Source organism: Bacillus sp. T17B1, from assembly GCF_026796395.1.
Taxonomy (GTDB): domain Bacteria; phylum Bacillota; class Bacilli; order Bacillales; family Bacillaceae; genus Bacillus; species Bacillus spizizenii_A.
Window position 1 is genome coordinate 1 of record NZ_JALAYA010000003.1, and the last position, 24,125, is coordinate 24,125.

27 protein-coding genes and 1 pseudogene are annotated in these 24,125 nt (G+C 41.8%); 17 read left to right on the forward strand and 11 right to left on the reverse strand.

From position 1 onward, the window contains the following. Positions 1 to 32: 32 nt before the first annotated feature. Entirely contained in the window at positions 33 to 293 is a 261-nt protein-coding gene (locus tag MOF34_RS02030) for a YugE family protein (protein ID WP_268398240.1), read from the reverse strand. An 85-nt stretch (positions 294 to 378) separates the two neighbouring features. Between MOF34_RS02030 and patB the strand changes: the two genes are divergently transcribed. From patB to kapB, 3 genes are all read left to right on the forward strand, one after another. Next, positions 379 to 1,542, forward strand: coding sequence for a cystathionine beta-lyase PatB (gene patB / locus MOF34_RS02035; RefSeq protein WP_268398242.1), 1,164 nt, complete (start codon positions 379 to 381; stop codon positions 1,540 to 1,542). Positions 1,543 to 1,671: 129 nt separating this feature from the next. Then, positions 1,672 to 2,961: a sensor histidine kinase gene (locus MOF34_RS02040; protein ID WP_268398243.1), complete on the forward strand. Its 1,290-nt coding sequence runs from the start codon at positions 1,672 to 1,674 to the stop codon at positions 2,959 to 2,961. Between the two features lie 45 nt (positions 2,962 to 3,006). Continuing rightward, positions 3,007 to 3,393 (forward strand): kinase-associated lipoprotein KapB, encoded by a 387-nt coding sequence (kapB, locus tag MOF34_RS02045; protein WP_268398244.1) that lies wholly within the window; start codon positions 3,007 to 3,009, stop codon positions 3,391 to 3,393. Positions 3,394 to 3,419: 26 nt separating this feature from the next. Here the strand turns inward: kapB and kapD are convergent, their stop codons facing one another. Both kapD and MOF34_RS02055 read right to left on the reverse strand, forming a co-directional pair. Beyond that, entirely contained in the window at positions 3,420 to 4,037 is a 618-nt protein-coding gene (gene kapD, locus MOF34_RS02050) for a 3'-5' exonuclease KapD (protein ID WP_268398246.1), read from the reverse strand. A gap of 76 nt (positions 4,038 to 4,113) precedes the next feature. Beyond that, positions 4,114 to 4,317, reverse strand: a complete 204-nt coding sequence (locus MOF34_RS02055) for a hypothetical protein (protein WP_032728291.1) — start codon at positions 4,315 to 4,317, stop codon at positions 4,114 to 4,116. Between MOF34_RS02055 and MOF34_RS02060 the strand changes: the two are divergent. The 3 genes and pseudogenes from MOF34_RS02060 (at position 4,220) to MOF34_RS02070 (ending at position 7,828) form a co-directional block, all read left to right on the forward strand. Continuing rightward, positions 4,220 to 5,427: pseudogene (locus tag MOF34_RS02060) on the forward strand (multidrug efflux MFS transporter). The gene MOF34_RS02055 and the pseudogene MOF34_RS02060 sit on opposite strands and share 98 nt — an antisense overlap. Positions 5,428 to 5,520: 93 nt before the next feature. Next, a complete protein-coding gene (locus MOF34_RS02065) occupies positions 5,521 to 7,395 on the forward strand; it encodes a transglycosylase domain-containing protein (protein WP_019715541.1) in 1,875 nt (624 codons plus the stop codon). Positions 7,396 to 7,414: 19 nt separating this feature from the next. Continuing rightward, entirely contained in the window at positions 7,415 to 7,828 is a 414-nt protein-coding gene (locus MOF34_RS02070) for a thiol-disulfide oxidoreductase DCC family protein (protein WP_268398250.1), read from the forward strand. A 17-nt stretch (positions 7,829 to 7,845) separates the two neighbouring features. On the opposite strand, the gene MOF34_RS02075 is transcribed toward MOF34_RS02070, so the two are convergent. After that, positions 7,846 to 8,403, reverse strand: a complete 558-nt coding sequence (locus MOF34_RS02075; RefSeq protein WP_019715543.1) for a YufK family protein — start codon at positions 8,401 to 8,403, stop codon at positions 7,846 to 7,848. 176 nt (positions 8,404 to 8,579) lie between these two features. Between MOF34_RS02075 and maeL the strand changes: the two genes are divergently transcribed. From maeL to maeN, 3 genes are all read left to right on the forward strand, one after another. Continuing rightward, a complete protein-coding gene (gene maeL, locus MOF34_RS02080) occupies positions 8,580 to 10,181 on the forward strand; it encodes a two-component system sensor histidine kinase MaeL (protein ID WP_019715544.1) in 1,602 nt (533 codons plus the stop codon). Then, positions 10,174 to 10,881 (forward strand): two-component system response regulator MaeM, encoded by a 708-nt coding sequence (gene maeM, locus MOF34_RS02085; RefSeq protein WP_019715545.1) that lies wholly within the window; start codon positions 10,174 to 10,176, stop codon positions 10,879 to 10,881. The genes maeL and maeM overlap by 8 nt, the downstream gene beginning before the upstream one ends. Positions 10,882 to 11,268: 387 nt before the next feature. Continuing rightward, positions 11,269 to 12,615, forward strand: a complete 1,347-nt coding sequence (gene maeN / locus MOF34_RS02095) for a sodium/malate symporter MaeN (protein ID WP_268398253.1) — start codon at positions 11,269 to 11,271, stop codon at positions 12,613 to 12,615. Positions 12,616 to 12,652: 37 nt separating this feature from the next. Here maeN and MOF34_RS02100 read toward each other — a convergent pair whose 3' ends face one another. After that, positions 12,653 to 12,868 (reverse strand): hypothetical protein, encoded by a 216-nt coding sequence (locus MOF34_RS02100; protein ID WP_019715546.1) that lies wholly within the window; start codon positions 12,866 to 12,868, stop codon positions 12,653 to 12,655. Positions 12,869 to 13,097: 229 nt separating this feature from the next. Here MOF34_RS02100 and MOF34_RS02105 point away from each other — a divergent pair, with 229 nt between their 5' ends. Genes MOF34_RS02105 through mnhG form a run of 7 tightly spaced genes read left to right on the forward strand, consistent with a single transcriptional unit; the run spans position 13,098 to position 18,866 of the window. Beyond that, the gene (locus tag MOF34_RS02105; protein WP_268398255.1) at positions 13,098 to 15,503 is read left to right on the forward strand and encodes a Na+/H+ antiporter subunit A; all 2,406 of its coding nucleotides are present in this window, start codon (positions 13,098 to 13,100) and stop codon (positions 15,501 to 15,503) included. Then, on the forward strand, positions 15,496 to 15,927 hold the full coding sequence (locus MOF34_RS02110; RefSeq protein WP_019715548.1) for a Na(+)/H(+) antiporter subunit B: 432 nt from the start codon (positions 15,496 to 15,498) through the stop codon (positions 15,925 to 15,927). The genes MOF34_RS02105 and MOF34_RS02110 overlap by 8 nt, the downstream gene beginning before the upstream one ends. Beyond that, positions 15,927 to 16,268 (forward strand): Na(+)/H(+) antiporter subunit C, encoded by a 342-nt coding sequence (locus MOF34_RS02115; RefSeq protein WP_003220730.1) that lies wholly within the window; start codon positions 15,927 to 15,929, stop codon positions 16,266 to 16,268. Before MOF34_RS02110 ends, MOF34_RS02115 begins: the two co-directional genes overlap by 1 nt. Further along, positions 16,261 to 17,742 carry a Na+/H+ antiporter subunit D gene (locus MOF34_RS02120; RefSeq protein ID WP_268398258.1) on the forward strand — a complete coding sequence of 494 codons (1,482 nt, stop codon included), beginning with the start codon at positions 16,261 to 16,263 and terminating at the stop codon, positions 17,740 to 17,742. Before MOF34_RS02115 ends, MOF34_RS02120 begins: the two co-directional genes overlap by 8 nt. A gap of 5 nt (positions 17,743 to 17,747) precedes the next feature. Next, positions 17,748 to 18,224, forward strand: a complete 477-nt coding sequence (locus MOF34_RS02125; RefSeq protein WP_019715550.1) for a Na+/H+ antiporter subunit E — start codon at positions 17,748 to 17,750, stop codon at positions 18,222 to 18,224. After that, the gene (locus MOF34_RS02130) at positions 18,224 to 18,508 is read left to right on the forward strand and encodes a Na(+)/H(+) antiporter subunit F1 (RefSeq protein WP_268398261.1); all 285 of its coding nucleotides are present in this window, start codon (positions 18,224 to 18,226) and stop codon (positions 18,506 to 18,508) included. The genes MOF34_RS02125 and MOF34_RS02130 overlap by 1 nt, the downstream gene beginning before the upstream one ends. Further along, positions 18,492 to 18,866: a monovalent cation/H(+) antiporter subunit G gene (gene mnhG / locus MOF34_RS02135; protein ID WP_268398263.1), complete on the forward strand. Its 375-nt coding sequence runs from the start codon at positions 18,492 to 18,494 to the stop codon at positions 18,864 to 18,866. The genes MOF34_RS02130 and mnhG overlap by 17 nt, the downstream gene beginning before the upstream one ends. A gap of 38 nt (positions 18,867 to 18,904) precedes the next feature. Here mnhG and MOF34_RS02140 read toward each other — a convergent pair whose 3' ends face one another. The 6 genes from MOF34_RS02140 to degQ form a co-directional block, all read right to left on the reverse strand. Continuing rightward, positions 18,905 to 19,285: a hotdog fold thioesterase gene (locus MOF34_RS02140; RefSeq protein WP_003220719.1), complete on the reverse strand. Its 381-nt coding sequence runs from the start codon at positions 19,283 to 19,285 to the stop codon at positions 18,905 to 18,907. A 15-nt stretch (positions 19,286 to 19,300) separates the two neighbouring features. Then, entirely contained in the window at positions 19,301 to 19,945 is a 645-nt protein-coding gene (gene comA, locus MOF34_RS02145; RefSeq protein WP_019715553.1) for a two-component system response regulator ComA, read from the reverse strand. A gap of 80 nt (positions 19,946 to 20,025) precedes the next feature. Further along, positions 20,026 to 22,338, reverse strand: a complete 2,313-nt coding sequence (locus MOF34_RS02150) for a histidine kinase (protein ID WP_268398265.1) — start codon at positions 22,336 to 22,338, stop codon at positions 20,026 to 20,028. Between the two features lie 15 nt (positions 22,339 to 22,353). Next, complete coding sequence (comX, locus tag MOF34_RS02155; protein ID WP_019715555.1) at positions 22,354 to 22,575, reverse strand: competence pheromone ComX; 222 nt, start codon at positions 22,573 to 22,575, stop codon at positions 22,354 to 22,356. After that, positions 22,572 to 23,444, reverse strand: a complete 873-nt coding sequence (locus tag MOF34_RS02160) for a polyprenyl synthetase family protein (RefSeq protein WP_029317112.1) — start codon at positions 23,442 to 23,444, stop codon at positions 22,572 to 22,574. Before MOF34_RS02160 ends, comX begins: the two co-directional genes overlap by 4 nt. A 184-nt stretch (positions 23,445 to 23,628) precedes the next feature. Beyond that, complete coding sequence (degQ, locus tag MOF34_RS02165; protein ID WP_003220708.1) at positions 23,629 to 23,769, reverse strand: degradation enzyme regulation protein DegQ; 141 nt, start codon at positions 23,767 to 23,769, stop codon at positions 23,629 to 23,631. A 230-nt stretch (positions 23,770 to 23,999) separates the two neighbouring features. On the opposite strand from degQ, the gene MOF34_RS02170 reads away from it, so the two are divergent. Continuing rightward, complete coding sequence (locus MOF34_RS02170; RefSeq protein ID WP_138921993.1) at positions 24,000 to 24,116, forward strand: hypothetical protein; 117 nt, start codon at positions 24,000 to 24,002, stop codon at positions 24,114 to 24,116. Positions 24,117 to 24,125 lie beyond the last annotated feature (9 nt).

Here is a 24,125-nt window from a genome sequence, read left to right on the forward strand (position 1 = left end):
CTTGACAGGGGTAAGACCACAGAACCGGTTTTTTAAGGCGTACAGGAGCTGCTGTCTTTAATGAATAAAAGCTGGCCAGCCACTTCCCGGCAGCTGTCAATCGGCAGCGTTTGTTCAAAAGAAGCTTCAAATATCTGCTGAATGCTTTTTGCCAGCACGTCTGGATCGTCTTCATCATAGACGGCCTGCACGACATCAACAGCCTCTGTTTCGTAAAACTCTTCTCCATATTTAAACGGGTCCCATTTGGCAATGATCTTGATCATTTCCCTGACCGCTTGACTTTCTTCCATATTCATCACCGCTTATAATAAAATTTGCAGTTCAATTTTATCATAGTTAAGTTAAGAAGAACTAACTACATGAGGGGGTAATAGAATGAATTTTGATAAACGAGAAGAACGCCTTGGAACCCAGTCAGTCAAATGGGACAAAACAGGCGAATTATTCGGCGTGACAGACGCACTCCCGATGTGGGTGGCGGATATGGATTTTCGCGCGCCGGAAGCGATAACTGAAGCATTAAAAGAGCGCCTCGACCACGGGATTTTCGGTTATACGGCTCCGGATCAAAAAACAAAGGATGCGGTGTGCGGATGGATGCAAAACAGGCACGGCTGGAAGGTGAACCCAGAAAGCATCACATTCAGCCCGGGCGTTGTCACAGCTTTGAGCATGGCGGTACAAGCTTTCACAGAGCCTGAAGACCAAGTGGTTGTCCAGCCTCCTGTTTATACGCCTTTTTACCATATGATTGAGAAAAACGGCCGGCACATATTACATAATCCGCTGCAAAAAAAAGACGGCACGTATGCAATGGATTTTGAAGATTTGGAGACGAAGCTTAGTGATCCAAGCGTCAAATTATTTATTTTATGCAATCCTCAAAACCCTTCAGGCCGTTCATGGGGACGGGAGGATTTACTGAAGCTCGGCGAATTGTGTCTTGAGCATGGGGTTACAGTTGTATCGGATGAAATTCATTCCGACTTAATGCTGTACGGAAACAAACACACACCGTTCGCTTCTCTCTCTGACGATTTCGCTGAGATATCTGTGACATGCGCTGCACCAAGCAAAACATTCAATATCGCCGGATTGCAGGCGTCAGCAATTATTATTCCTGATCGTTTGAAGCGTGCCAAGTTTTCCGCCAGCCTTCAGCGCAACGGATTAGGCGGATTGAACGCGTTTGCCGTCACTGCGATCGAAGCGGCTTACGCCAAAGGCGGACCTTGGCTCGATGAGTTGATCTCTTACCTTGAGAAAAACACGAACGAAGTCGAAGCCTTTTTGAGTACCGAGCTGCCGAAAGTTAAAATGATAAAGCCGGACGCATCTTACCTGATCTGGCTCGACTTCAGCGCTTACAGCTTTTCCGACGCGGAGCTTCAGCAAAGGATGCTGAAAAAAGGGAAAGTTATTTTAGAGCCCGGGACGAAATACGGGCCTGGCGGGGAAGGATTTATGCGCCTGAACGCGGGATGCCCTCTTGAAACCTTGCAGGACGGCCTGCGCCGTATCAAAGCAGCCTTAGCGTAAAATATTTCCTGTTTATCGCCTTTACGTCTTCCTTCGTAAAGGCGTTCTTTATAAAGGAATTTTATACATTACTTCTAATATTTAATGTTATAATAGATACATATTTTAAAATGAAAGGATTTCACACGAATGGAAATTCTAAAAGACTATCTCCTGCATATCTGCTTTATTTTGTTTCCTATTCTTCTTTACCAAGTATTTTGGCTTGGAAAGCCGACGATCCTTGTGCCCAAAATAAACAGCGGGTTGGTCACGTTATTCGCCTGCAGCGCCTCCGTTTTATGCATTATATTTCCTATTCACGAAATGGACTACATACAATACGGCCTTCAGACAATTCCTGTTATCATTTGTTTATTCTACATTAGCACCGCGTCCGGGCTTACAGTCGCCGCATCTGTCTTATGTTTCGAACTGCTGTTTTACGAACCTTCCGCAATGTTTGTTTTCACTTTGCTGCCTTTTACTATCATCATCATCCCAATCTTATTTCAGAAAAAATGGCCATACATGTCCAAAGCGAAAAAACTGGTTCTGTCTTTGTTGATAAGCTGCTTAGAGATCCTCTTATTTTTTGCCTCCAGCTGGATTTTTTCTGCCTTGAATATTTCAAATTTTCAAAAATCAGAAACATTACTTTATGAGGCAGCTGTCTCAGGGCTGTTCCGCTCCAGCGTTCTTCTTTTAAGCATCTATATTATAGAAAGCATCGCCGAAAATATCGCCCTGCGTTCACAGCTGATCCATTCAGAAAAAATGACGATTGTGAGTGAACTGGCAGCGAGCGTCGCTCATGAAGTCAGGAATCCGCTGACAGTTGTCCGCGGGTTTGTCCAGCTGCTTTTCAATGACGAAACTCTTCAAAATAAGTCGGGCGCGGATTACAAAAAGCTTGTACTGTCAGAGCTTGATAGGGCGCAAGACATTATTACAAACTATCTCGATATGGCCAAACAGCAATTGTATGAAAAAGAGGTTTTTGATTTATCAGCTCTTATTAAAGAAACAAGCTCACTTATGGTTTCATATGCCAATTACAAGTCTGTCACCGTCGAGTCTGAAGCAGAGCCGGGCCTCTTCATATACGGAGATGCAACAAAGCTGAAGCAGGCTGTCATCAACCTAATGAAAAACAGCATAGAAGCCGTTCCCCATGGGGAGGGGTTAATCCACATATCAGCCAAAAGAAACGGCCAAACGATTATGATTCACATCTCAGATAATGGAGTTGGCATGACAGACAATCAAATGCAAAAACTCGGCGAACCTTATTACTCATTAAAAACGAACGGAACAGGACTCGGGCTTACCGTGACCTTTTCAATTATAAAACATCATCTCGGAACCATTTCTTTTAACAGCAGCTTCCAAAAAGGCACCACGGTAACAATTAAGCTCCCCGCTGATCTTCCTCACTAGCAAATCGATTGGAACTTTTATAGAATAAATGCGAGGTGATGAAAGATGAGCACGTTTGAGACTGGCTCTATCGTTAAAGGATTTTACAAAACAGGTGTATACATAGGAGAAGTTACCGCTTGCAGGCCACAGCATTATTTAGTGAAAATTAAAGCGGTTCTCACCCATCCCACTCAAGGAGACCTCCATCATCCAAAACAGGCGGATGTGCCCTTTTTCCATGAGAGAAAAGCGCTCGCATATGGCGAACAGACCAATATCCCCCATCATATGGTGAAGCCCTATGATGGTGAAGTGCCGGATTATACCGAATCTCTGCGGGAAGCGGCAGCACAGCTGAGAGCCAAATTGAATGAAGATGGTTCGGAGTGGGCAAAGCGCTCCCTAAATAATCTGGACGTTTTAGAAAAAGAATATTTTAACCGGCCATAGCCCAGTCTGACAAAAGATTGGGTTTTTTATGTTGCGCGCTTGAACAGTTCGGATAAATCGATTCTTTCGCCGATTGTCGGAGGTTTTGGCTTTTCGAGATACTGCTTATCCTGCTCAACAAGCTTAAAAAGCTTATAAGCAGTGAGGGCGTCATCAAGCGCTTTATGATGGGTGCCGGTTCCGGCATCTCCATACTCTTCGGCAGCTTTCCATAACCCCGTAAGTGTCCGGTCTCCAAAAAAGTTTTTGTATTCAAGCGATAAATCTCTCATTTCTCCTTTAAATGGGAAAGGAATATGGTTAAACATACAGTTTTGCTTCAGGACTTTCATGTCCATGTTTCCCCACGTTATAATCGTGCTGTTTTTCTCAGGATCAAGCTCGTTTAGTTTATGAATAAAATCTTCGAACCTCATCCCCTCATCTACCTGCTTTTGAGTTATTTTTAAAAATGATTTGCAGCGTTTCGTCAACTTCGGGAATTTTTTCGGTCTGACATAGCTAGAAAACGTCTCAACTACTTCATCATCAATCGATTTTACAATTCCTGCTTCAATGATTTCCGGGAAAAAGTTTTGCGGACTGTACTTTCCGTCGGGCATCGTAAATTCGAAATCAATAATGAGTAAGCTGTTTGTCGTCACCTTTTTTACACCTACCTTTCCTCCGATCAGAAATTGCTATCTTTATAGTATATCTATTTCCCTTCTCGACCTTTCTTCATTTTCTAAAAATAATGAATTTTCCCAGCCGCTTTGTTTCTTTTAAATTGTGAACCGTTTCTTTATAATTAATAAGGAACCCGAAATAATAAGAAGGTGATGTTATTTCTATCCGTAAGAAAAACTTTGTCATTGTGTGGCTGGCCAATTTTTTTGTCTCTGCCAGCACAACGATGATTGTTCCTTTTCTCTCCTTATACATTGAGACGCTCAGCACTTTTTCAAACGGCTTTGTGCAAAGGTGGAGCGGCTATGTCTTCGGCATTACATTTCTCATGGCATTTTTGGTATCCCCGTTTTGGGGGCGGTTCGGAGACAAACGCGGATACAAGAAAATACTTATGGCAACTGGAACGGGCATTGCCCTCAGTATTTTATTAATGGGCTTTGTTACATCGGTGTACCAATTGTTTTTTCTGCGTATGGCAATGGGGCTTGTAACCGGATTCATCCCGACATCTCTTGCGATGATTTCGGCACAGACTCCGAAGAGCTCAGCCGGTAAAACCCTCGGTACGCTGCAAATGGGGCAAGTGTCCGGAAGCTTGTTCGGCCCGCTTTTGGGAGGCTTGCTTGCTGATCGTTTCGGCTTTACGTATACCTTTTTTATCACATCCTTTGTGATTTTCTTATCAGTGCTTCTCGTGTTATTCGGTGTCAAAGAAAAGCCTCTTGCAGAGAAGACAGCCAAACGTACGTCTTACACGAGAAAAGAAGTGCTCTCCTATATTTTTCACCAGCCGGCGCTTTGGGTCATGATGCTGTTAACCATGCTGATTCAAACAGGCAATTTCAGTATCCAGCCGCTGCTCGCTTTATATGTAAATGAGCTGCACGGACCTGTCAATTTGGCTTTTTTCTCCGGTATGGCATTTTCAGCAACGGGGCTCGGGAGTTTGCTGCTGGCTAGAAAATGGGGTGATCTGGGCGACCGCTACGGCCACCGCCGCATTTTAATCGGACTTTTACTTGCCGCCTCTTTCTTTTTTATTCCGCAGGCGCTCGCGTCCTCACTTAATGTGCTCCTTGTTTTCAGATTTTTATTCGGATTGGCGATGGGCGGTTTGCTGCCATGCATCACGGCAGCGATCCGCGTTCAGGCTCCCGGCAGCATTCAAGGAGAAGTTCTCGGCTACAATGTCAGCTTTCGCTTTTTAGGAAACGTGCTCGGGCCTCTTCTGGGCGGAATTATATCGAGCCATTTTACAATTTCAGCCGCCTTTTATGTCAAGCATTTCTCTTTTTCGCCGGCGCCTGCATGCTTTGGATCATGCAGAAATTCCGGAAAGATTCTTATGCCAAAGCAAGCTGATTATCAGAAAAAAACTGTGGAATCTTCTAAATTTAACCTTCTCGTAAACTCAAAAGAATGGTACGATATGGCTAGAATTTAGGAGAAAAGAGAGTGACCATGTTACGAAAAATAATCGGATGGATTTTGCTCCTTTGCATAATCCCATTGTTTGCATTTACAGTTATCGCTTCCGGAAAAGAAGTAAAACAAATGAGATCCCTGGATCAGGTGCTTGATAAAAATATTAATCTGAAAGATATCAGCCTAGTTCAGAACAGCTACATGTATGACAGGGACGGCTCCTTGGTCTCGGAAATTGTCAGCGATCATGAAAACCGCGTGCTCGTTCCATTTAACAAGATTCCAGAGGAAGTCAAACAGATTTTCTTAACGTCTGAGGACCGGCATTTTTACGAACATAAAGGCTTTGACTTTATGGGAATGGTGCGGGCAACCGCTTCTAACGTAAAAGACAAGAAAATTGATCAGGGCGCAAGCACCATCACACAGCAGCTTTCAAGAAACTTGTATTTAAGCCATGAACGCTCCTTCAGCCGAAAGCTGACTGAGCTCGCGTATTCTTATCAGCTAGAGAAAAAGTATACGAAAAATGAAATTCTTGAAGCTTACTTAAATACCATTTACTTTAACAATGGCGTGTACGGCGTCGGTTCAGCGGCTGAATTCTATTTCAGCAAACCGCTGAAATCTCTCACAGTGGGAGAAATGGCTTTTATCTGTGCAATACCTAATAACCCTACATTATATGATCCTCTCAAGCATTTTGACTACACGAAAAACCGTCAAGAACGTTTGCTTAAAGGGTTAAAAGATGCCGGGATCATTACGGATAAAGAGCTGAAAAAAGCTGTCAAACAAAAAATCAAACTGGATGTTGAAAAGAGAGAAGACAAATATCCGGACTACGTTTCCTATGTCAATGATGAATTCACTCAACTGGTGTCTGAATCAGAAGGCTATGATAAGCGTCTTCAAAAAGCGTCAGGGAAACAAAAAGAAAAAATTGAAAACGAGCTGTCCGCAAGAGTCAGCACTCTGATGAAAGACGGCGTAAAAATTTATACTGCACTTGATCCGTATATGCAAAATCAGGTTGTGGCACAAATGAATGCCAAGCTCCCGTATGCGGACGTACAGGGCGGAGCGGCTGTGATTAATCACCAGACGCATCAAATCATCGCTTTATCCGGCGGGAAAAACTATCAAAAATATGACTTTAACCGCGCCTATCAGGCATACAGACAGCCGGGTTCATCTATTAAGCCGCTTCTTGATTACGGCCCTTATATTGAACAGACCGGCGCGACAGCAAGCAGCACCATTGATGCCAGCAAGTTTTGCAGCAGAGATTACTGTCCGCAAAACTACAATAACCGTACGTACGGGACAGTGACGCTCGACACGGCATTTAAAAATTCATATAATACACCGGCCATCAGAATGCTGGACCGTGTCGGCATCCAAAAAGCATTCAGTTATATTGAGCCGTATCATTTTGCCAAGCTTGTCGACAGCGACTATCTTCTCCCTGCCGCGCTTGGCGGATTTACAAACGGCATGACGCCTCTTGAGATGACAAAGGCGTATACGACATTCGGCAATAGCGGAAGCTATACGCCGAGCCATGCGATTACAAAGGTGACTGACCTTAAAGGAAAAACGCTTTATAAATGGAATGATAAATCGACTCAAATATTCAGTGTCCGCACAAACATGCAGCTGAAAAAACTAATGTCTTCCGTTGTGAAAAGCGGGACAGGGAAAAAAGCATATTTTAAAGCGCCTTACATCGGCGGTAAAACAGGAACATCAAATGATTATCACGATATGTGGTTTGTCGGCCTGACAGATACGTACACAATGGGTGTCTGGGTCGGAAAAGATACACCGAGCAGCGTTGAGTATCTTCACAGCATCAGCCCACAGCTTTCCATCTTTAAAGGAACGCTGCAAGCGGCTTATTAAAGGATCGGAGGGATCTGGCGTGGCATCAGAACAATTTCCAAATCGCGTTTTGCTGTTCGACGGCGTATGCAATTTATGCAATGGCGCCGTGCAGTTTATCATTAAACGTGATCCAGACGGACTGATTTCTTTTACATCGCTGCAGTCGGAAACAGGACAGAACCTGCTGAAAAAAAGCGGGCTCCCGACTGATCATTTTGACAGCTTTGTCTTTCTCGAAGACGGCCAAGTGTACACAAAGTCAACTGCAGCCATTAAGGTTTTCAGGCATCTGCGGGGCCCATGGCGCCTCTTTGTCCTGTTTTTCGCAGTGCCGAAGCCTTTCAGAGATATGGCCTACTCTTTCATAGCTAAAAACCGTTATAAGTGGTTTGGCAAAAAAGATGAGTGTATGCTCCCCTCCCCTTCTATAAAAAAAAGATTTTTACCGTAAACGAAAAAATGGCTAGCTTACACAGGTAAGCTAGCCATTATGCTATTATAAAGCTTGATAAATATGAACAGAATACCGATAACAAAGGTAAACCAAAACAGCAGTTCCAATAGAATGAATCCGACTAATGACATGAGGGAAAGCGTCGAATAAATCCGATATACGATAAACACAAAGTAAGCGAGGGTGACGACCGCAAACCAGATCACAATCCAGATGGCATTTTGCAAGAGCACAAAGGATAAAATCCCGCCGCCTAAATAAATCATGGAACCCATTCTGATTTTTTTCAGGTTGTTCCCTTCCGGATCATTGGCAAAAAACAGCAATGACAGCTCAGTCACGGTATTCGCAATTAATTTCAGAGCGGACAGAACCATAAAATATAAAAGTGCAAAGGCAGCAAATAACGCAAGCCTGATCCCTTTTTCTGAAAAATAATCAAGCATTCCATCATACATTCCAAATGAGGACAGCAGCTTCAACGCATAAAGTGAAGTTGAAATGGATAACGACGAACTAAAAAGCAGGATCGCAATCAGCGGAAAGTATCCTGTCAAATAAGTATTTTTCATATAAAAAGTCCCTTTCTATAATCTACCTCATTTATTATGGAGGACTTAAAACACATTGACAAGATAAATTATTCCATTTTTTCTCCTTTTTACGAATTACGATCCCAAATCTTCACAAAGCAGCTTTTTGAGAGTAAAGTAGTACGCAGGAATCATAAAACGTAAGGAAGTTTTAAATGAAAAAAACATTGAAACTGCAAACCAGACTCACCATATTTGTTTGTATCGTTGTGTTAATCGCACTGCTCATTACATTTTTTACAGTAGGTGCCCAAACCACCACACGGATTAGAGATCAGGAAAAAGCCACTGCGCTGCAAACTGCTGAAATGGTAGCCGAGACGCCAATCACAGCTTCTGCTTTAGTAAGCGGAAAAAAACAGAAAGAGCTGCTAAGCTACACAAAACGGGTTCAGAAAATCACCGGCACGGAATTTGTTGTCGTCATGGATATGGACGGCATTCGCAAAACCCATCCCGACCCGAACAAAATTGGAAAAAAATTCAGGGGCGGCGATGAATCGGAAGTATTAAATGGCCATGTCCACATCAGCACTGCCTCTGGCACGCTCGGAAAATCGCAAAGAGCATTCGTCCCTGTCTATGCGGAGAATGGAAAACAGGTCGGAGCAGTTGCGGTCGGCATCACCGTAAATGAAATTGATGAAGTGATCAGCCACAGCTTACGGCCGCTCTACTTTATTATCTGCGTCAGCATTTTCGTCGGTGTCATCGGGGCTGTTATCGTTGCCCGTACGGTAAAGAATATCATGTACGGTCTCGAACCGTATGAAATTGCGACTCTTCTTGAAGAACGGAGCGCGATGCTGGAATCGACGAAGGAAGGAATACTTGCTGTCGATGAACACGGCAAAATCAAACTTGCCAACGCGGAAGCAAAGCGTCTATTCGTGAAAATGGGCATCAACACGAATCCCGTTGAACAGGATGTAAATGACATCTTGCCGAAAAGCCGCTTGAAAAAGGTCATTGAGACAAAAAAACCGCTTCAAGACAGAGACGTCCGCATTAACGGGTTAGAGCTTGTGTTTAATGAAGTTCCCATCCAACTGAAAGGACAAACCGTCGGAGCGATTGCGACATTCCGGGACAAAACCGAGGTAAAACATTTAGCTGAACAGCTTTCCGGTGTTAAAATGTATGCAAACGCATTGAGAGCGCAGTCTCATGAATTTATGAACAAACTGCATGTGATATTAGGCCTCGTCCAGCTGAAAGAGTATGACGATCTTGGAGATTATATTAAAGATATTGCCATTCAGCAAAAGTCAGAAACAAGCGAAATTATAAATGATGTCAAAAGCTCTGTACTGGCCGGTTTTCTGCTCGGAAAACAGAGCTTCATACGGGAGCAGGGCGCAAATCTTGATATAAAATGCAAAGGTGTCATCCCGAACGCGGCAGACCCTTCAGTCATCCATGAACTCATTACAATCATTGGAAATCTCATCAACAATGCATTGGACGCCGTTGCCAATATGCCGAAAAAACAAATTACCATGTCCATGCGTTTTCATAACAGCATACTGGACATTGAAATTACCGATACAGGAGCAGGCATGTCTGAAAAAGATCAAGCCAAAGTATTTGAACAAGGCTATTCAACAAAGGGCAAAAACCGTGGATTCGGCCTTTATTTTACCCAGCAAAGCATCGAAAATTTAAAGGGCCAAATGATCCTCACAAGCGAAGAGAATGAAGGAACGACATTCAGTCTTCGCGTCCCGTACGAACCGAAGGAGGAAAATCATGATTAATGTACTAATAGTTGAAGACGACCCCATGGTGGGTGAATTAAATAAACGATACTTAAGCCAAATAGAAGGCTTTCAGCTGAAAGGCATCGCCTCTTCCTTTCAAAGCGCTCTGCATATTTTAGGAGAGCATCACATCGACCTTATTTTGCTCGATATTTATATGCCGGGCAAAAACGGGCTGGAACTGCTAACCGAACTGAGAGCCCAAAATGAAGCAGTTGACGTGATTGTTATCTCAGCCGCCAGCGAGCTTGACGTTATCAAGAAAACACTTCGTTACGGTGCTGTCGATTATTTAATCAAACCGTTTGAATTTGAACGTTTCCAAACTGCCCTGTCTGATTACAAACGAAAACAAAAGGTATATTCAACCCATCGCAACATGAGCCAGAAAGAACTGGACGCCGAGCTTTTTCAAAAGAAAGAAGCAACAGAAAAAGTACAGCTTCCTAAAGGCCTGACAAAAAGCACGCTGAAGCTGATTTGGTCCAGTATCCAGTCATTTGAAAATGAATCTTTTACGACAGAAGACTTGGCAAAGCACACAGAAATTTCTCAAGTATCCATACGAAAATACCTGAAGTTTCTTGAAGATATACAGGTTCTGAATGTAGAAATGGCGTACGGTACTATCGGAAGACCAGTATTTCAGTACAACGTCAACACAGGAAACCTTAACGGAATTAAGCAATACCTATAAAAAAACACTGGTCACTCCGGGACTGACCCCATAAGATGGGATAAACAAAAAGCACCTTCAAGTTTGAAAACGGATAAGACTTGGAGGTGTTTTTCTATAACGGCAGCAGTCCCTCGGCTCTCCTCTCCCTCTTTTTAAAGACATACCGCCTTATGTATGAACGACTCTGGCTTTATCGGGCGTTCAGATGCGCCAACAGCCAATGGCGTGCCTTATTTATAGGAAAAAAGAGAAAACATTCTCCCTGGGAAGACGCTTCTCAGGGATTTTTTTCTAATCCAAACGTCCCTCTTAATTTAATTGTTTATTAGTTTTTTAACTTAAAAAACTATGAAGTGTTACCGCTTTCTTGTAGACTGTAACAAACAATACATGGGGGTGTATGACATGGGAGCAATTCCAAAAACGGGGACAATTTCACCTGAGCAAAAAGACCCACAGGAGAAAAACCTGTTTCAAAAAATCTGGACCTGGGAAATCGGTGTGATTCCTCTGCCATTATACACAGTGTTAGCTGTTATTATTATTCTTTCTGCCTATTACAATGAGCTGCCCGCAAACATGCTTGGCGGGTTCGCCATCATCATGATTCTAGGTGTGTTTCTTGGAGACATCGGCCAGCGTATTCCGATATTGAAAGATATTGGCGGCCCTGCTATTTTATCTTTGTTTGTTCCTTCATTTTTAGTCTTTTACAATGTGCTGAATTCAACATCTTTAGACGCTGTAACCAACTTGATGAAAACGTCTAACTTCCTTTATTTCTATATCGCTTGTCTTGTTGTGGGAAGTATTCTTGGAATGAACAGAACTGTTTTAATACAAGGGTTTATCAGGATGTTTGTTCCACTGGTTGCCGGAACAATCGCGGCAGTTGCAGCCGGCATTCTCGTCGGATTTATTTTTGGCTACAGTGCCTACGATTCCTTTTTCTTTGTCGTTGTACCGATTATTGCCGGGGGAATAGGCGAGGGAATTTTGCCGCTCTCAATTGCCTATTCACAAATACTCGGTTCATCCGCTGATGTATATGTGTCTCAGCTGGTACCAGCCGCTATTATCGGAAACGTTTTTGCTATCATCTGTGCTGCCTTAATGAAAAAGCTTGGCGATAAGCGTCCAGATCTAAATGGCAACGGTCGCCTCGTCAAATCTAAAAAAGCAAATGAGATTTTCAATCAAAAAGAAACCGAAGCAAAAATCGATTTTAAACTCATGGGAGCCGGCGTTCTGCTCGCATGTACATTCTTTATTTTCGGCGGGTTATTGGAGAAATTCATCTTCATCCCGGGCGCGATCTTAATGATTATTTCAGCAGCGGCTGTCAAATATGCGAATATTCTTCCGAAAAAAATGGAAGATGGCGCTTACCAGCTTTATAAATTTATTTCTTCAAGCTTTACATGGCCGCTGATGGTCGGTCTCGGCATCCTCTTTATCCCATTGGATGACGTGGCATCTGTGATTTCTATTCCGTTTGTCTTCATTTGTATTTCAGTCGTTATCGCCATGATTGCTTCTGGATATTTTATGGGCAAGCTGATGAACATGTACCCGGTTGAATCAGCAATCGTTACCTGCTGCCACAGCGGTCTCGGCGGAACTGGTGATGTTGCGATTTTATCAGCGTCAGGAAGAATGGGCCTTATGCCGTTCGCCCAAATTTCCACCCGCCTCGGCGGTGCAGGCACAGTTATTTGCGCGACAATTCTGCTTCGTTTTTTCACTTCATAATCAGAAAAAGAGTTCCGTTATATGCGGAACTCTTTTTTTATCTGTTCACAATCCGGATATACTCCCGGGGGCCAAACGGCAGCTCCCTTGATTCCATTTCACTCATTCTGGCTGAGAGGTGGTGCTCCAATAAATACAGCTCCCACTCCTCACTAGCCTCCGCACCGCTGCGCCCGTTATATTGATTTAAAATGAATGCCACAGCAAATACAGAGCAGAATAAACTTGAGCACATCAATACCTTTCTTTTCACATGACCAGCTCCTTACATTCAGCTTGATCAGGAATGATTTTAAATATACAAATGACATTATTTTTGTTAGACTTATTTTAAGGTCACAAGAACTCGTAAAAGATCATTGCGCAGTTCGAAGCGTGGCAGCTTGCAGAAAAGTGCGATATAATTTGGACTAGATCGTTTGACCGTATATTTGGTACATAGCGCATTTTTCAATTGAGAATGAGAAAAAGGAGGTCTAACTTTGCAGCTCTTACATTTTGCTATTTTATCGCCTTTCATATTTGCTTTTATCATCCCCATTTTGGCAAAATACGCAAAAAGAGTGCATACGGGCTGGTTTGTGTTGATCCTGCCCGTCTTGCTGTTTATATACTTTCTCCCAATGATCAGGATGACACAATCTGGAGAAACACTGAGGTCGGTATTTGAGTGGATTCCTTCACTTGGCATTAACTTTACCGTTTATATAGACGGTCTGGGATTATTATTCGCCCTACTGATCTCAGGCATCGGCTCTTTGGTCACTCTTTACAGCATTTTTTATTTATCGAAAGAAAAAGAACAGCTTGGGCCCTTTTACATCTACTTACTGATGTTCATGGGCGCCATGCTCGGTGTCGTTCTTGTAGACAATGTCATGGTTCTCTACATGTTTTGGGAGCTTACCAGCCTTTCGTCCTTTTTGCTGATCGGCTATTGGTATAAGCGTGAGAAATCGCGCTACGGCGCCGCCAAATCACTTTTGATTACGGTCAGTGGCGGGCTGTGCATGCTCGGAGGATTTATTCTCCTCTATCTGATAACGGATTCCTTCAGTATTAGAGAGATGATTCATCAGGTTCAATTGATTGCCGGCCACGATTTGTTTATCCCGGCTATGATTCTCATTTTATTAGGAGCATTTACGAAATCGGCGCAATTCCCTTTTTATATCTGGCTGCCTGATGCGATGGAAGCTCCGACACCTGTCAGCGCTTATCTCCATTCAGCTACTATGGTTAAAGCCGGCATTTATGTGATTGCGAGATTCAGCCCTATTTTCGCCTTTTCAGCTCAGTGGTTTTGGATCGTTTCCCTCGTCGGGCTCTTTACCATGCTTTGGGGTTCATTCCATGCCGTGAAACAAACTGATTTAAAATCAATTTTGGCATTTTCAACCGTCAGCCAGCTCGGGATGATCATTTCCATGCTCGGAGTCAGTGCTGCGGCTCTTCATTACGGCCATACAGAATATTATACAGTTGCCGCCATGGCTGCCATTTTCCATTTAATCAATCACGCAACCTTTAAAGGAAGCTTGTTTATGGCAGTTGGGATTATCGATCACGAAACAGGCACACGGGATGTCCGGAAGCTCGGCGGCCTGATGGCAATTATGCCGATTACATTTACGATTTCCTTAATCGGAACATTTTCAATGGCAGGCCTACCGCCGTTTAACGGGTTTTTGAGTAAAGAAATGTTTTTCACAAGCATGCTTCGCGTGACACATTTCGATCTATTCAACGTACAGACATGGGGCATTCTATTCCCTGTTCTCGCCTGGATCGGAAGCATATTTACGTTTATCTACAGCATGAAATTGCTGTTTAAAACATTCAGAGGAAGTTACCAGCCTGAACAGCTTAAAAAACAGGCTCACGAAGCGCCGATCGGCATGCTCGTATCACCTGTCATTCTTGTCGCTTTGGCTGTCAGTCTCTTCTTTTTCCCGAATATATTGTCGTACAGCTTGATAGAGCCAGCAATGAACTCGATCTATCCGACACTGCTGGACAGCCATGAGAAATTCCATGTTCACATTTCACAGTGGCACGGGTTGAATACAGAAGTACTGATGACCGCAGGCATTATTGTTATCGGCACCATCGGATATTTGTCGCTGAATAAGTGGAAGGGAATCTATAAGCTGTTTCCTTCGAAGCTCACACTCAACCGGTTATACGACAAGCTTGTGACGCTAATAGAGAAAGGGTCCTACCGAATCACAAAACAATATATGACCGGGTTTTTAAGGGATTATTTGCTGTATATCTTTGCTGGTTTCATCATTCTGATGGGCGGAGCTTTTGTTATCAAAGGCGGATTTTCCTTTACAACGGAAGGCATGGCTAAAATCGGCGTATACGAAGTTATTTTGACGCTTGTCATGATCAGCGCCACAGCGGCAACTGTTTTTGCCAGATCAAGACTGACGGCGATTATCTCACTTGGTGTCGTCGGTTATGCGCTCGCATTGTTTTTTGTGATTTTCAGAGCGCCCGATTTAGCTTTGACTCAGCTGGTTATTGAGACGATTTCCGTCGCCCTGTTTCTGCTTTGCTTCTATCATCTGCCGAAACTGAGGATGAAAAAGAAAACGAGAACGTTCCGATTGACGAACTTTATTATTGCTTTAGGCGTCGGCATTATCGTTACCCTGCTTGGTATCGCATCATCAAGCCAGCGGACAAAAGACAGCATTTCGTCCTTCTTCTTAAAACACAGCCACGATCTCGGCGGAGGGGATAATGTCGTCAATGTCATCCTCGTTGATTTCAGGGGATTTGATACATTGTTTGAAATTGCGGTACTAACGATTGCCGCTCTCGGCATTTACAGCATGATTAAAACAAAAGTAAAAGAGGAGGGGAAAAGCGGTGAATGAACAAAAAACAAATGACTTAATTCTTCAAACCGTGACAAAGCTGGTATCCTTTATCATTTTGCTTTTCTCTTTCTATTCATTTTTATCGGGGCATAACGCGCCTGGGGGAGGCTTTGTCGGCGGACTGATCACGTCCTCTTCCATCGTTCTATTGCTCTTGGCATATGATTTAAAAACCGTGCGTTCCATTTTGCCGGTTAATTTCATTTATATCGCGGGAGCCGGCCTCCTGCTCGCAGTATTAACCGGGGTTGGCTCCTTTGTCTTCGGGGCTCCTTTTTTAACCCACGCATTCGGATACTTTCAGCTGCCGATCCTTGGGAAAACGGAGCTCGCCACGGCGACGATATTTGATTTAGGCGTTTATCTTGTTGTCGTAGGCGTTACGATGACCATTATTCAAACGATTGGAGAGGAAGAATAATGGAAATCTTAATGGCTGTTTTAGCCGGTATTATTTTTATGGCTGCTACGTATTTGCTGCTGTCTAAAAGCCTGCTTCGCGTCATTATCGGAACAGCACTGTTAAGCCATGGCGTTCATTTAATGCTTTTGACCATGGGAGGATTAAAGAAAGGTGCCGCTCCGATTTTGAGCGAGCATGCCAAATCATTTGTCGATCCGCTTCCGCAAGCCCTGATTTTGACCGCAATTGTCATTTCATTTGGCGTTACATCATTCATCCTCGTCATGGCCTTTCGCGCTTATCAGGAATTGAAATCGGACGATATGGATCAAATGAGGGGAAATGATCAACATGAATAATTTTGTTATTTTGCCAATCCTGATCCCGCTTCTGTCGGCCATTCTGCTGATTTTCATGACGAAGAATCTTATGCTCATGCGGATCTTCAGCACTGCGGCATCGGCAATCGGGATTATGATCAGTGGCATACTCGTACAGACTGTCTTTACAAATGGTATCCAGACACTTAGTTTGGGCGGCTGGAAAGCGCCGTACGGCATTGTGCTGGTCGCAGACCAATTTGCCAGCCTGCTCGTTCTCACAACATCAATAATTGGTTTATTGGTTGTGCTTTATTCCTTCCGTTCCGTCGGTGAAAAACGGGAGCGCTCCTTTTATTACTCTGCCGTTCAGTTTTTGCTTGCCGGTGTCAGCGGAGCGTTTTTAACAGGCGATTTATTTAATATGTACGTATTTTTTGAGCTCCTGCTTATTGCTTCCTATATGCTGATTGTATTAGGCGGCACAAAAATTCAGCTGCGGGAGTCCCTTAAATATATTGTGTTTAATATCGTATCGTCTGCCTTATTTGTCATCGGCGTCGGCTTTTTATACGCTGTAACCGGTACGTTAAACATGGCCGATCTTAGTGTGAAAATCAGCGAATCAGGGCAAACCGGGCTGATCACTGTGATTGGTGTCCTGCTGCTTTTGGTATTTGGCATGAAGGGCGGAATCTTCCCCCTTTACTTTTGGCTTCCAGGCTCTTATTACGCACCTCCGGCGGCAATCTCCGCGTTGTTCGGCGCATTGCTCACCAAAGTCGGTTTATACGCGATCACTAGAGTCTTCACATTGATTTTTATTCACGATACAGCCTTTACCCATCAGCTGATGAATTGGCTCGCAGCACTGACTGTAATTTTCGGTGTTATCGGTTCACTTGCTTATTCGAATGTCATGAAAATTGTGATCTACAACATTATTACTGCTGTGGGTGTGATTTTGTTCGGTGTGGCAGTTCATACCCCTGCATCAATCCAAGGCGCGATTTACTATCTGATTCACGATATGCTGATTAAAGGTGCTTTATTTATGCTGGCAGGGACGCTGATCGCATTGGCAGGAACAGCGAGCCTGCACAAAATGGGCGGGCTGATCAAACGCTACCCTGTTCTAGGGTGGATGTTTTTCATCTCAGCTGTATCTCTTGCGGGCATCCCGCCTCTCAGCGGATTTGTCGGCAAACTTAAAATTGCGGAGGGCGGCTTCGCAGAAGGTGAATTTACGATTTCCATGCTGATTCTGCTCTCGAGTCTGCTCGTACTTTACTCTGTGCTGAGGATCTTTATCCATGCGTTTTGGGGCGAAGAAAAAGAAACACCAAAACCAAATCATAGAACCGCTAAAGGACTTCTTTATCCGGCAGCTATTTTTCTCTTACTGTCTCTTCTCTTCGGATTGGGTACAGAATGGGTGTCTCCTTACGTTGATCAAGCGGCCGAGACGTTGCTGAATCCGGAAAAATATATTGAAGCTGTTTTGAAGGAGTAGATCGCATGGCATTTCAAATTTTATTAAATGTGTTTCTCGCTTTTTGCTGGATGTTCTTGAGCAATAGTCCAAGCGCCGCAGGATTCTTCACAGGTTACATCCTGGGAATGCTCTCTCTCTTTTTCTTCCGGCGCTTTTTTACTCGCCAGTTTTATCTATGGAAAATGTTTTCTATCATCAAACTCTTTTTGATTTTTTTAAGGGAACTGTACCTTGCCAATGTCAGTGTGCTGAAATCAGTCCTATCGCCGAAACTGAATATCAGACCCGGCATTTTCGCTTTTAAAACTGAGCTTACGACAGATTGGGAAATCACCCTGCTGTCACTGCTCATTACGTTAACGCCGGGAACCTTGGTGATGGATATCTCAGATGACAGGACGATACTTTATATTCACGCGATGGATATTGAGGATGCTGAAAAAGCCATTTTTGATATTCGGGAGTCATTTGAAAAAGCCATACAGGAGGTGAGCCGCTGATGTTTACGCTGATTCTGCAACTCGCGCTTGGCATTATGGCAGTGTCTACCTTTTTGTATGTCATTCGTGTTATTAAAGGGCCGACTGTGCCTGACCGAGTCGTGGCTCTGGATGCAATCGGCATCAACTTGATCGCGATCACAGCGCTTGTCTCCATTTTGCTGAAAACAAGTGCGTTTCTGGATATAATTTTGCTGCTGGGGATTTTATCATTTATCGGAACGATCGCATTTTCCAAGTTCCTGGAGAAAGGAGAGATTATCGAAAATGATCGAATTCGCTAAGGTCGTTGTGGCTGCATTCATTTTGGTAGGCGCACTTGTGTGCCTCGTTGCTTCATTAGGAGTAATTCGCCTTCCTGATGTGTTTACACGTTCTCATGCTGCCTCTAAAGGCTCAACGTTAGGCGTCAATATGATTCTGCTTGGTGTCTTCTTCTATTTGTGGTTTGTAACGGGGAACATTTCCGCAAAAATTCTGCTCGGGATACTCTTTATCTTTATTACGTCGCCTGTCGGGGGACACTTGATCTGCCGTGCTGCGTACAACTCCGGCGTCAAGCTTAATAAGAGAAGTGTACAGGATAACTATAACGGAATCAGAAACTTTGTGATTAAACGAAAAGAGGATTCTTACTTATAAGAATAAGCAGCCGGACAGGCAGAGTTCCGGCTGTTTTTTTATTTCTTGATGACAGCCAGCGTGCATCTGGAGATACAGATCAGCCTTTCTTGCTCGTCATAAATATGAATTTGATAGACAATAGTCGTTCTGCCTATATGAACGGGTTCGGCTACTGCCTTTACCGTTCCTTCCTTTACGGATTTTAAATGGTTGGCGTTAATCTCCAAACCGACACAAGCTTGAGTCGTGTGATCAATCAGGTTCTGCGCCCCTGCGCTCGCCGCGGTTTCTGCCAGAGCCACTGAAGCGCCTCCATGCAAATATCCGAACGGCTGCACTGTCCGATGATCCACCGGCATGACCGCAACACATCGTTCCGCTGTGTTCTCAACAATCTCAATTCCAAGCGCTTCAAGCAATGTGTGTTTCGTATCCATCATATCCCCCCTTATTTAAAGTACACCATCTGATTTCGCAATTAAAACTGCTTCCGTCCGGGAACCGACATTCAGCTTATTGAAAATTGATGTCAGGCTGTATTCAATGGACCGCTTGCTTAAATGAAGTGCATCTGCGATTTCTTGGTTTGTAAAACCCTTTTCAACTTCTTGAAGAATCAGGCATTCTCTAGGTGTGAGCACATCTTGTTCTTTTTGAGAGGAAGGAGCAGGCTTTGTTTTTTGCTGAGTCATCAGCTGTTTAAAGTAAGCAAAATCAACTAAAATTTCTCCGTTGAGTACGTGGTATATGTATTGGGTGATCTTTTCTTTAGATTCCGTTTTGCTGATGGCACCGTGCAGTCCCGCACGAATCGCTTCCTCAAAATAATCCTCAACCTCATAACCGGTATACACGATAATTTTACAATGAGGATACTCTTGTAATATCTGTTTAGAAAGCTCCATCCCATTGACCTCGCCGCCTAAATTCAGATCCATTAAAATGAGATCATATGACGAGAAATCATGCTGCTTGATAAACTGTTCGCTCGGTTCAGGACTGAGACAATCAACAGACAGGTTAGAATCCGTTTCCAAAATTGTCTTGGTGCCTTCCATGACAGCCGGATGGTCATCAATCACTAGTATCTTTTTCATGTTTTCCTCCCTTTTACTCACTCATTTCCATTTTATAAAAAAGACTTGGCTTGTGCCAAGTCGTTTCCGTTATAAAACCATTACAATTCGATTTCAATATCAGCCTTAAAGCCCTTTCCTTCACTTGTTTCAATCCGAAGGCGCCCATCTAAAGCCCTGACTCTCTCCTTAATGCCAGAAAGTCCCATGCTCATGGAATGCTCAGTAGTTTTTTCTTGATCAAACCCTACACCATCGTCCTCATAATGAAGAACGATTTTGTTTTGAATACTGATGAGCATAATCAGCACATCCGTCGCCTGAGAGTGCTTGACCGCATTAGACAGGAACTCTTGTATGATCCGGTACAAATTCAGCTGCGAATCAAGATCAAGCGAAGCCGTAAATCTGTCGGTATTTAAACGGATATGGAACGGAACCCGCTCCTGCTGCTGCGCCACCAGCTTGGACAGCGCCTTCACCAGCCCAAGATCATACAGAAGCTGCGGCCGCAATTCATGACACGTCTCTCTTGTCATCGAAATCACGTCAGACATTTGCTCATTCATTTGCACAAGCTTGTCCTTCACCTCTTCCTGGCAAGGGTTATCATCCTTCTTAAAACCAGCCAAAAACAGCTCGCACTGGCGCTTTAATGAAATCAAATCCTGGAGGACGGAATCGTGGAGATCGCGGGCGAGTTCTGAACGTTGTTTTTCTTCAATGGTGTACATAAGTTTTTTGAGCCAAACGGGGTTTGATTCCTGTTGTTTTAAATCTTCAAGATGCACCATCAATTCTTCGATTTTCATCACGTTTTCCAATGAAACATTTGTATAAAACGCTAATGTTTTAAGCCATGCAATTTCATCTCTTGTTAATTTAAAGGTATTATAGCTTGAGAAACATAGTACTAGAAATGATCTGTCTCCTCGTTCACCTATTTTAATAATAAAACCTTGTTTAAACTCTACAATTTTTCCAATATCACCTGTAAAATGTTGAGCATATTTCTCGAACTTTTTATAAGTTATATCTTTGTAGTTGTTCTTGCTAAGAAGGGTAATCTCCCCCTTAGAATTATCAAACACGCAAGCATTATCAATGTTCAGTACTTCTAAGATTGCATTTTTAAAGTAAATAAGCACTTGATCTACCGATGATGCTTGTTTTATTAACTGAGTAAATTTAAAAATTCCATCTTGATAATTAAATTTCTCTGTGAACCTTTTCAACTTGAAACGAAAGTCAATGATCTCTTTAAAGTAAAAAACAGCAAACATAAGCAGATATATTACAATTGTTAGCTTGACAGAATAGAAGTTATCTTTTGGTTTCTGGACATAATTAAATATGGTGACTACAATCACAGTAGGAGTAATTGCTAAGAACCCATAGTACTTAAGCCGTCCTACAACAAAGTCAATATTGTAAAGTCTATTGGTCATAAACTGATATACTAAAGAAAAAGGTATAACAAGTGTAAAAGCTGCCAAACTAAAGGGTGAAAGATACGTATTAAACAACACATATGGGATAGCAAAAAAGATAATAAAAGGACTGAAAGCCAGAATACTTGTATAAGAAAGGACCTTCAAAATCGACTTTTGCTCATTATGTTTAATTTTTCTTACCCCTTGATGGATAAGAATAGATACAGTAAGAACTAAGACAAAAAAGGAAATCAAGTTCAAGTTAGACAAAAAAGTAGAAGAATTTAATCTATTACCCATAACAGCTTCCAATAACAGGTTTATTATTGGAAGCATATACATAATGATTAAAATCTTCTTTTTGAATAACTTGGTGCCTAATTCCACAAAATATTTATATATAAAGTGAATATATAAAATTGGACAACTTACTAAAGTAAGAACAAGAAGGTAGGTACTAACCTCTTCTCCTCTTCTTGCACCGCAGGCACTCACATACGCTACTGATACAAATAACAAAAATAAAATTAAAACAAAAGCAGAAGATGATTTTCTAACTTTATTTATTCTGTAAACAAAAAATATACAAAATAAACAGATTGAATAAGAGATGATTGGAATGAGATACATAAATAAATTCTCTTCACTTATTAAGCTTACATTTTGTAAATGAAATGATTTATTATCTCTCTCAACAATTAAACTTTCTACATTGACCAATCTTCCGCTTTCTAACTGGACTTCACTGCCTTTTTCCCCATTCACTTCTAAAATGATGTCACCCTTTTTCACACCTGAATAATATTCATCTGTATAATCTACAACGTTGGTGACCTCTAACTTACCCTGTTCATTAATCTTCACATCAGCACCTACGAAGATGTTAAAAACAGAAATATAAGAGAGGTAGATGACATAAATAAAACTTAAAATGATAAGGGCTAAAGACAAATACTTGAATACGTTAATATTTCTTTGCATCACATCATCCCGTAATTAAATAAAACTTTTTCTTTTATCATCCTCAAAAAAATTACTGATAGCTTCTATTGGAGGCCAATTGCTTGTTCTTGGCACTTCTCCTTGTTCAAACGCATATAATATAGCTTTTTTTTCTTTTTCATTTATATTTAGCAAGGTTAAGTTCCCATTCTTAAATTGATCAATCGCTTCAGGATTATTTACTAGATGGCTTATAATTTTATCAATATGTCTCAATTTCTATTCCCCCTTAATAATTGAACAAATAGTTTATTCTTTCTTTGTTCATCTAAGCTTAGTTTTCCAAATGATTCCTTGAAATTTTCCAATGCTAAATTTTTAATAACGTTTAAATATAATATTACTCCTGAATCACGTAATTTCCTTTTCAATTCATCCAAATTATTTATCATTTTTTCTTCTAGCGCATAAAAATTTAATAAGTCAATGGATGATTGGTTATATTTATTTTTTAGATAGTAGAAGGCAAGAGTGTGTCTTGTTTTCAAGTCATTATTGTCTGGATAATAAAGCCCATAGTGATCATTGGCAATCTGCTCGACTATGCCCAAAAAACGTGAATATTCATCGACTGTTTCATTAAATTCTCCAGTTGCCAAGTAAACACCAAGGACACTTGGCAATGTCACCAGCGAACCTGACTTTTGTTTAATCATTTCAATATACTCTGATTCTGATGAAATTTTTTTAAAATTCAAATCAACATGTTGCCCTTGTAAAGATTGAAGTGAATATTGTAAAGTGAGCCTTAAAAGTTCTGGATTATTAGAAACAGAATTTATCACTTGCAAACTTAATGTATAAAGTGTAGTAGCTGCGTTTGTTGCTATAGAAGGATCTAATTTCATCCAGACAGCCTGAGTATTATCTTTATCCTCAATATCGTCAAAAATGTCCGCAGATAAAATTAAAAGTTCAATACCTGAAGCCAATAACTCAATAGCTGTATCATTTTTTCCGTCAAATGCTATGTAATGGTTATAAGCTAATTCTGCAAATGAAAATTGTTTTTTTACTTCAACAAAAGATTTGAGTTTCTCTTTCAAGTCCTCATTTAAAATATTTTCATCTACAATCTCCTTCATTTTCTCCTTGATCCCCACAGAATCTAAACATATCTGCTCAATAACGCCTTCCTCCCTCCCCTTCCATTTTACTAAATGGGCTATCCAAAAGACAGCAGGTTTTTCGTTTTTTTACAATCATATAATACTTTATCCTTTTATTGTATGGGAAAAACGAAAAAAAAGACTTGTTTCCAAGTCTTTTTCACGAAATTTTCATTGCATAATTGTATTTATCGAGCTGATCAATGCTTTTGTTAATGTTTCGTAATGAATCTGTCGTTTCTTTAATATCAAGTTCGAGTCGGAATAACAATTGTTTTACTTCTTCAAGTTTCTTTTCCATCGTTTCCACACTCCTTTTTTTGAAAGATCAATGAATTGTGTATGGTGAACGAGTCCTAGGTATTTGATCTGTTACTAATAGTGTATCTGCTTTTGGCTTATTTTTCACCGAAAAGTATACAAAAAAGTCCTGCGTGACACCGCAAATCTAATTAGACCAAAATACCCAAAGGAATCACAACAAGAACGGGACTATCTTTCTATGAATAAGAGTATTTATATGTCCCGAAATTGAGAAAGATTCTTAATCTCCTTGATGTTAACGGGTTTCGCATTCTTATCAAGCGGGACTATAGTCCTAATTACTGTATTTTCAAAAAGGAATATGCGATTCTTGGCGTATCCTGACCGACAAAC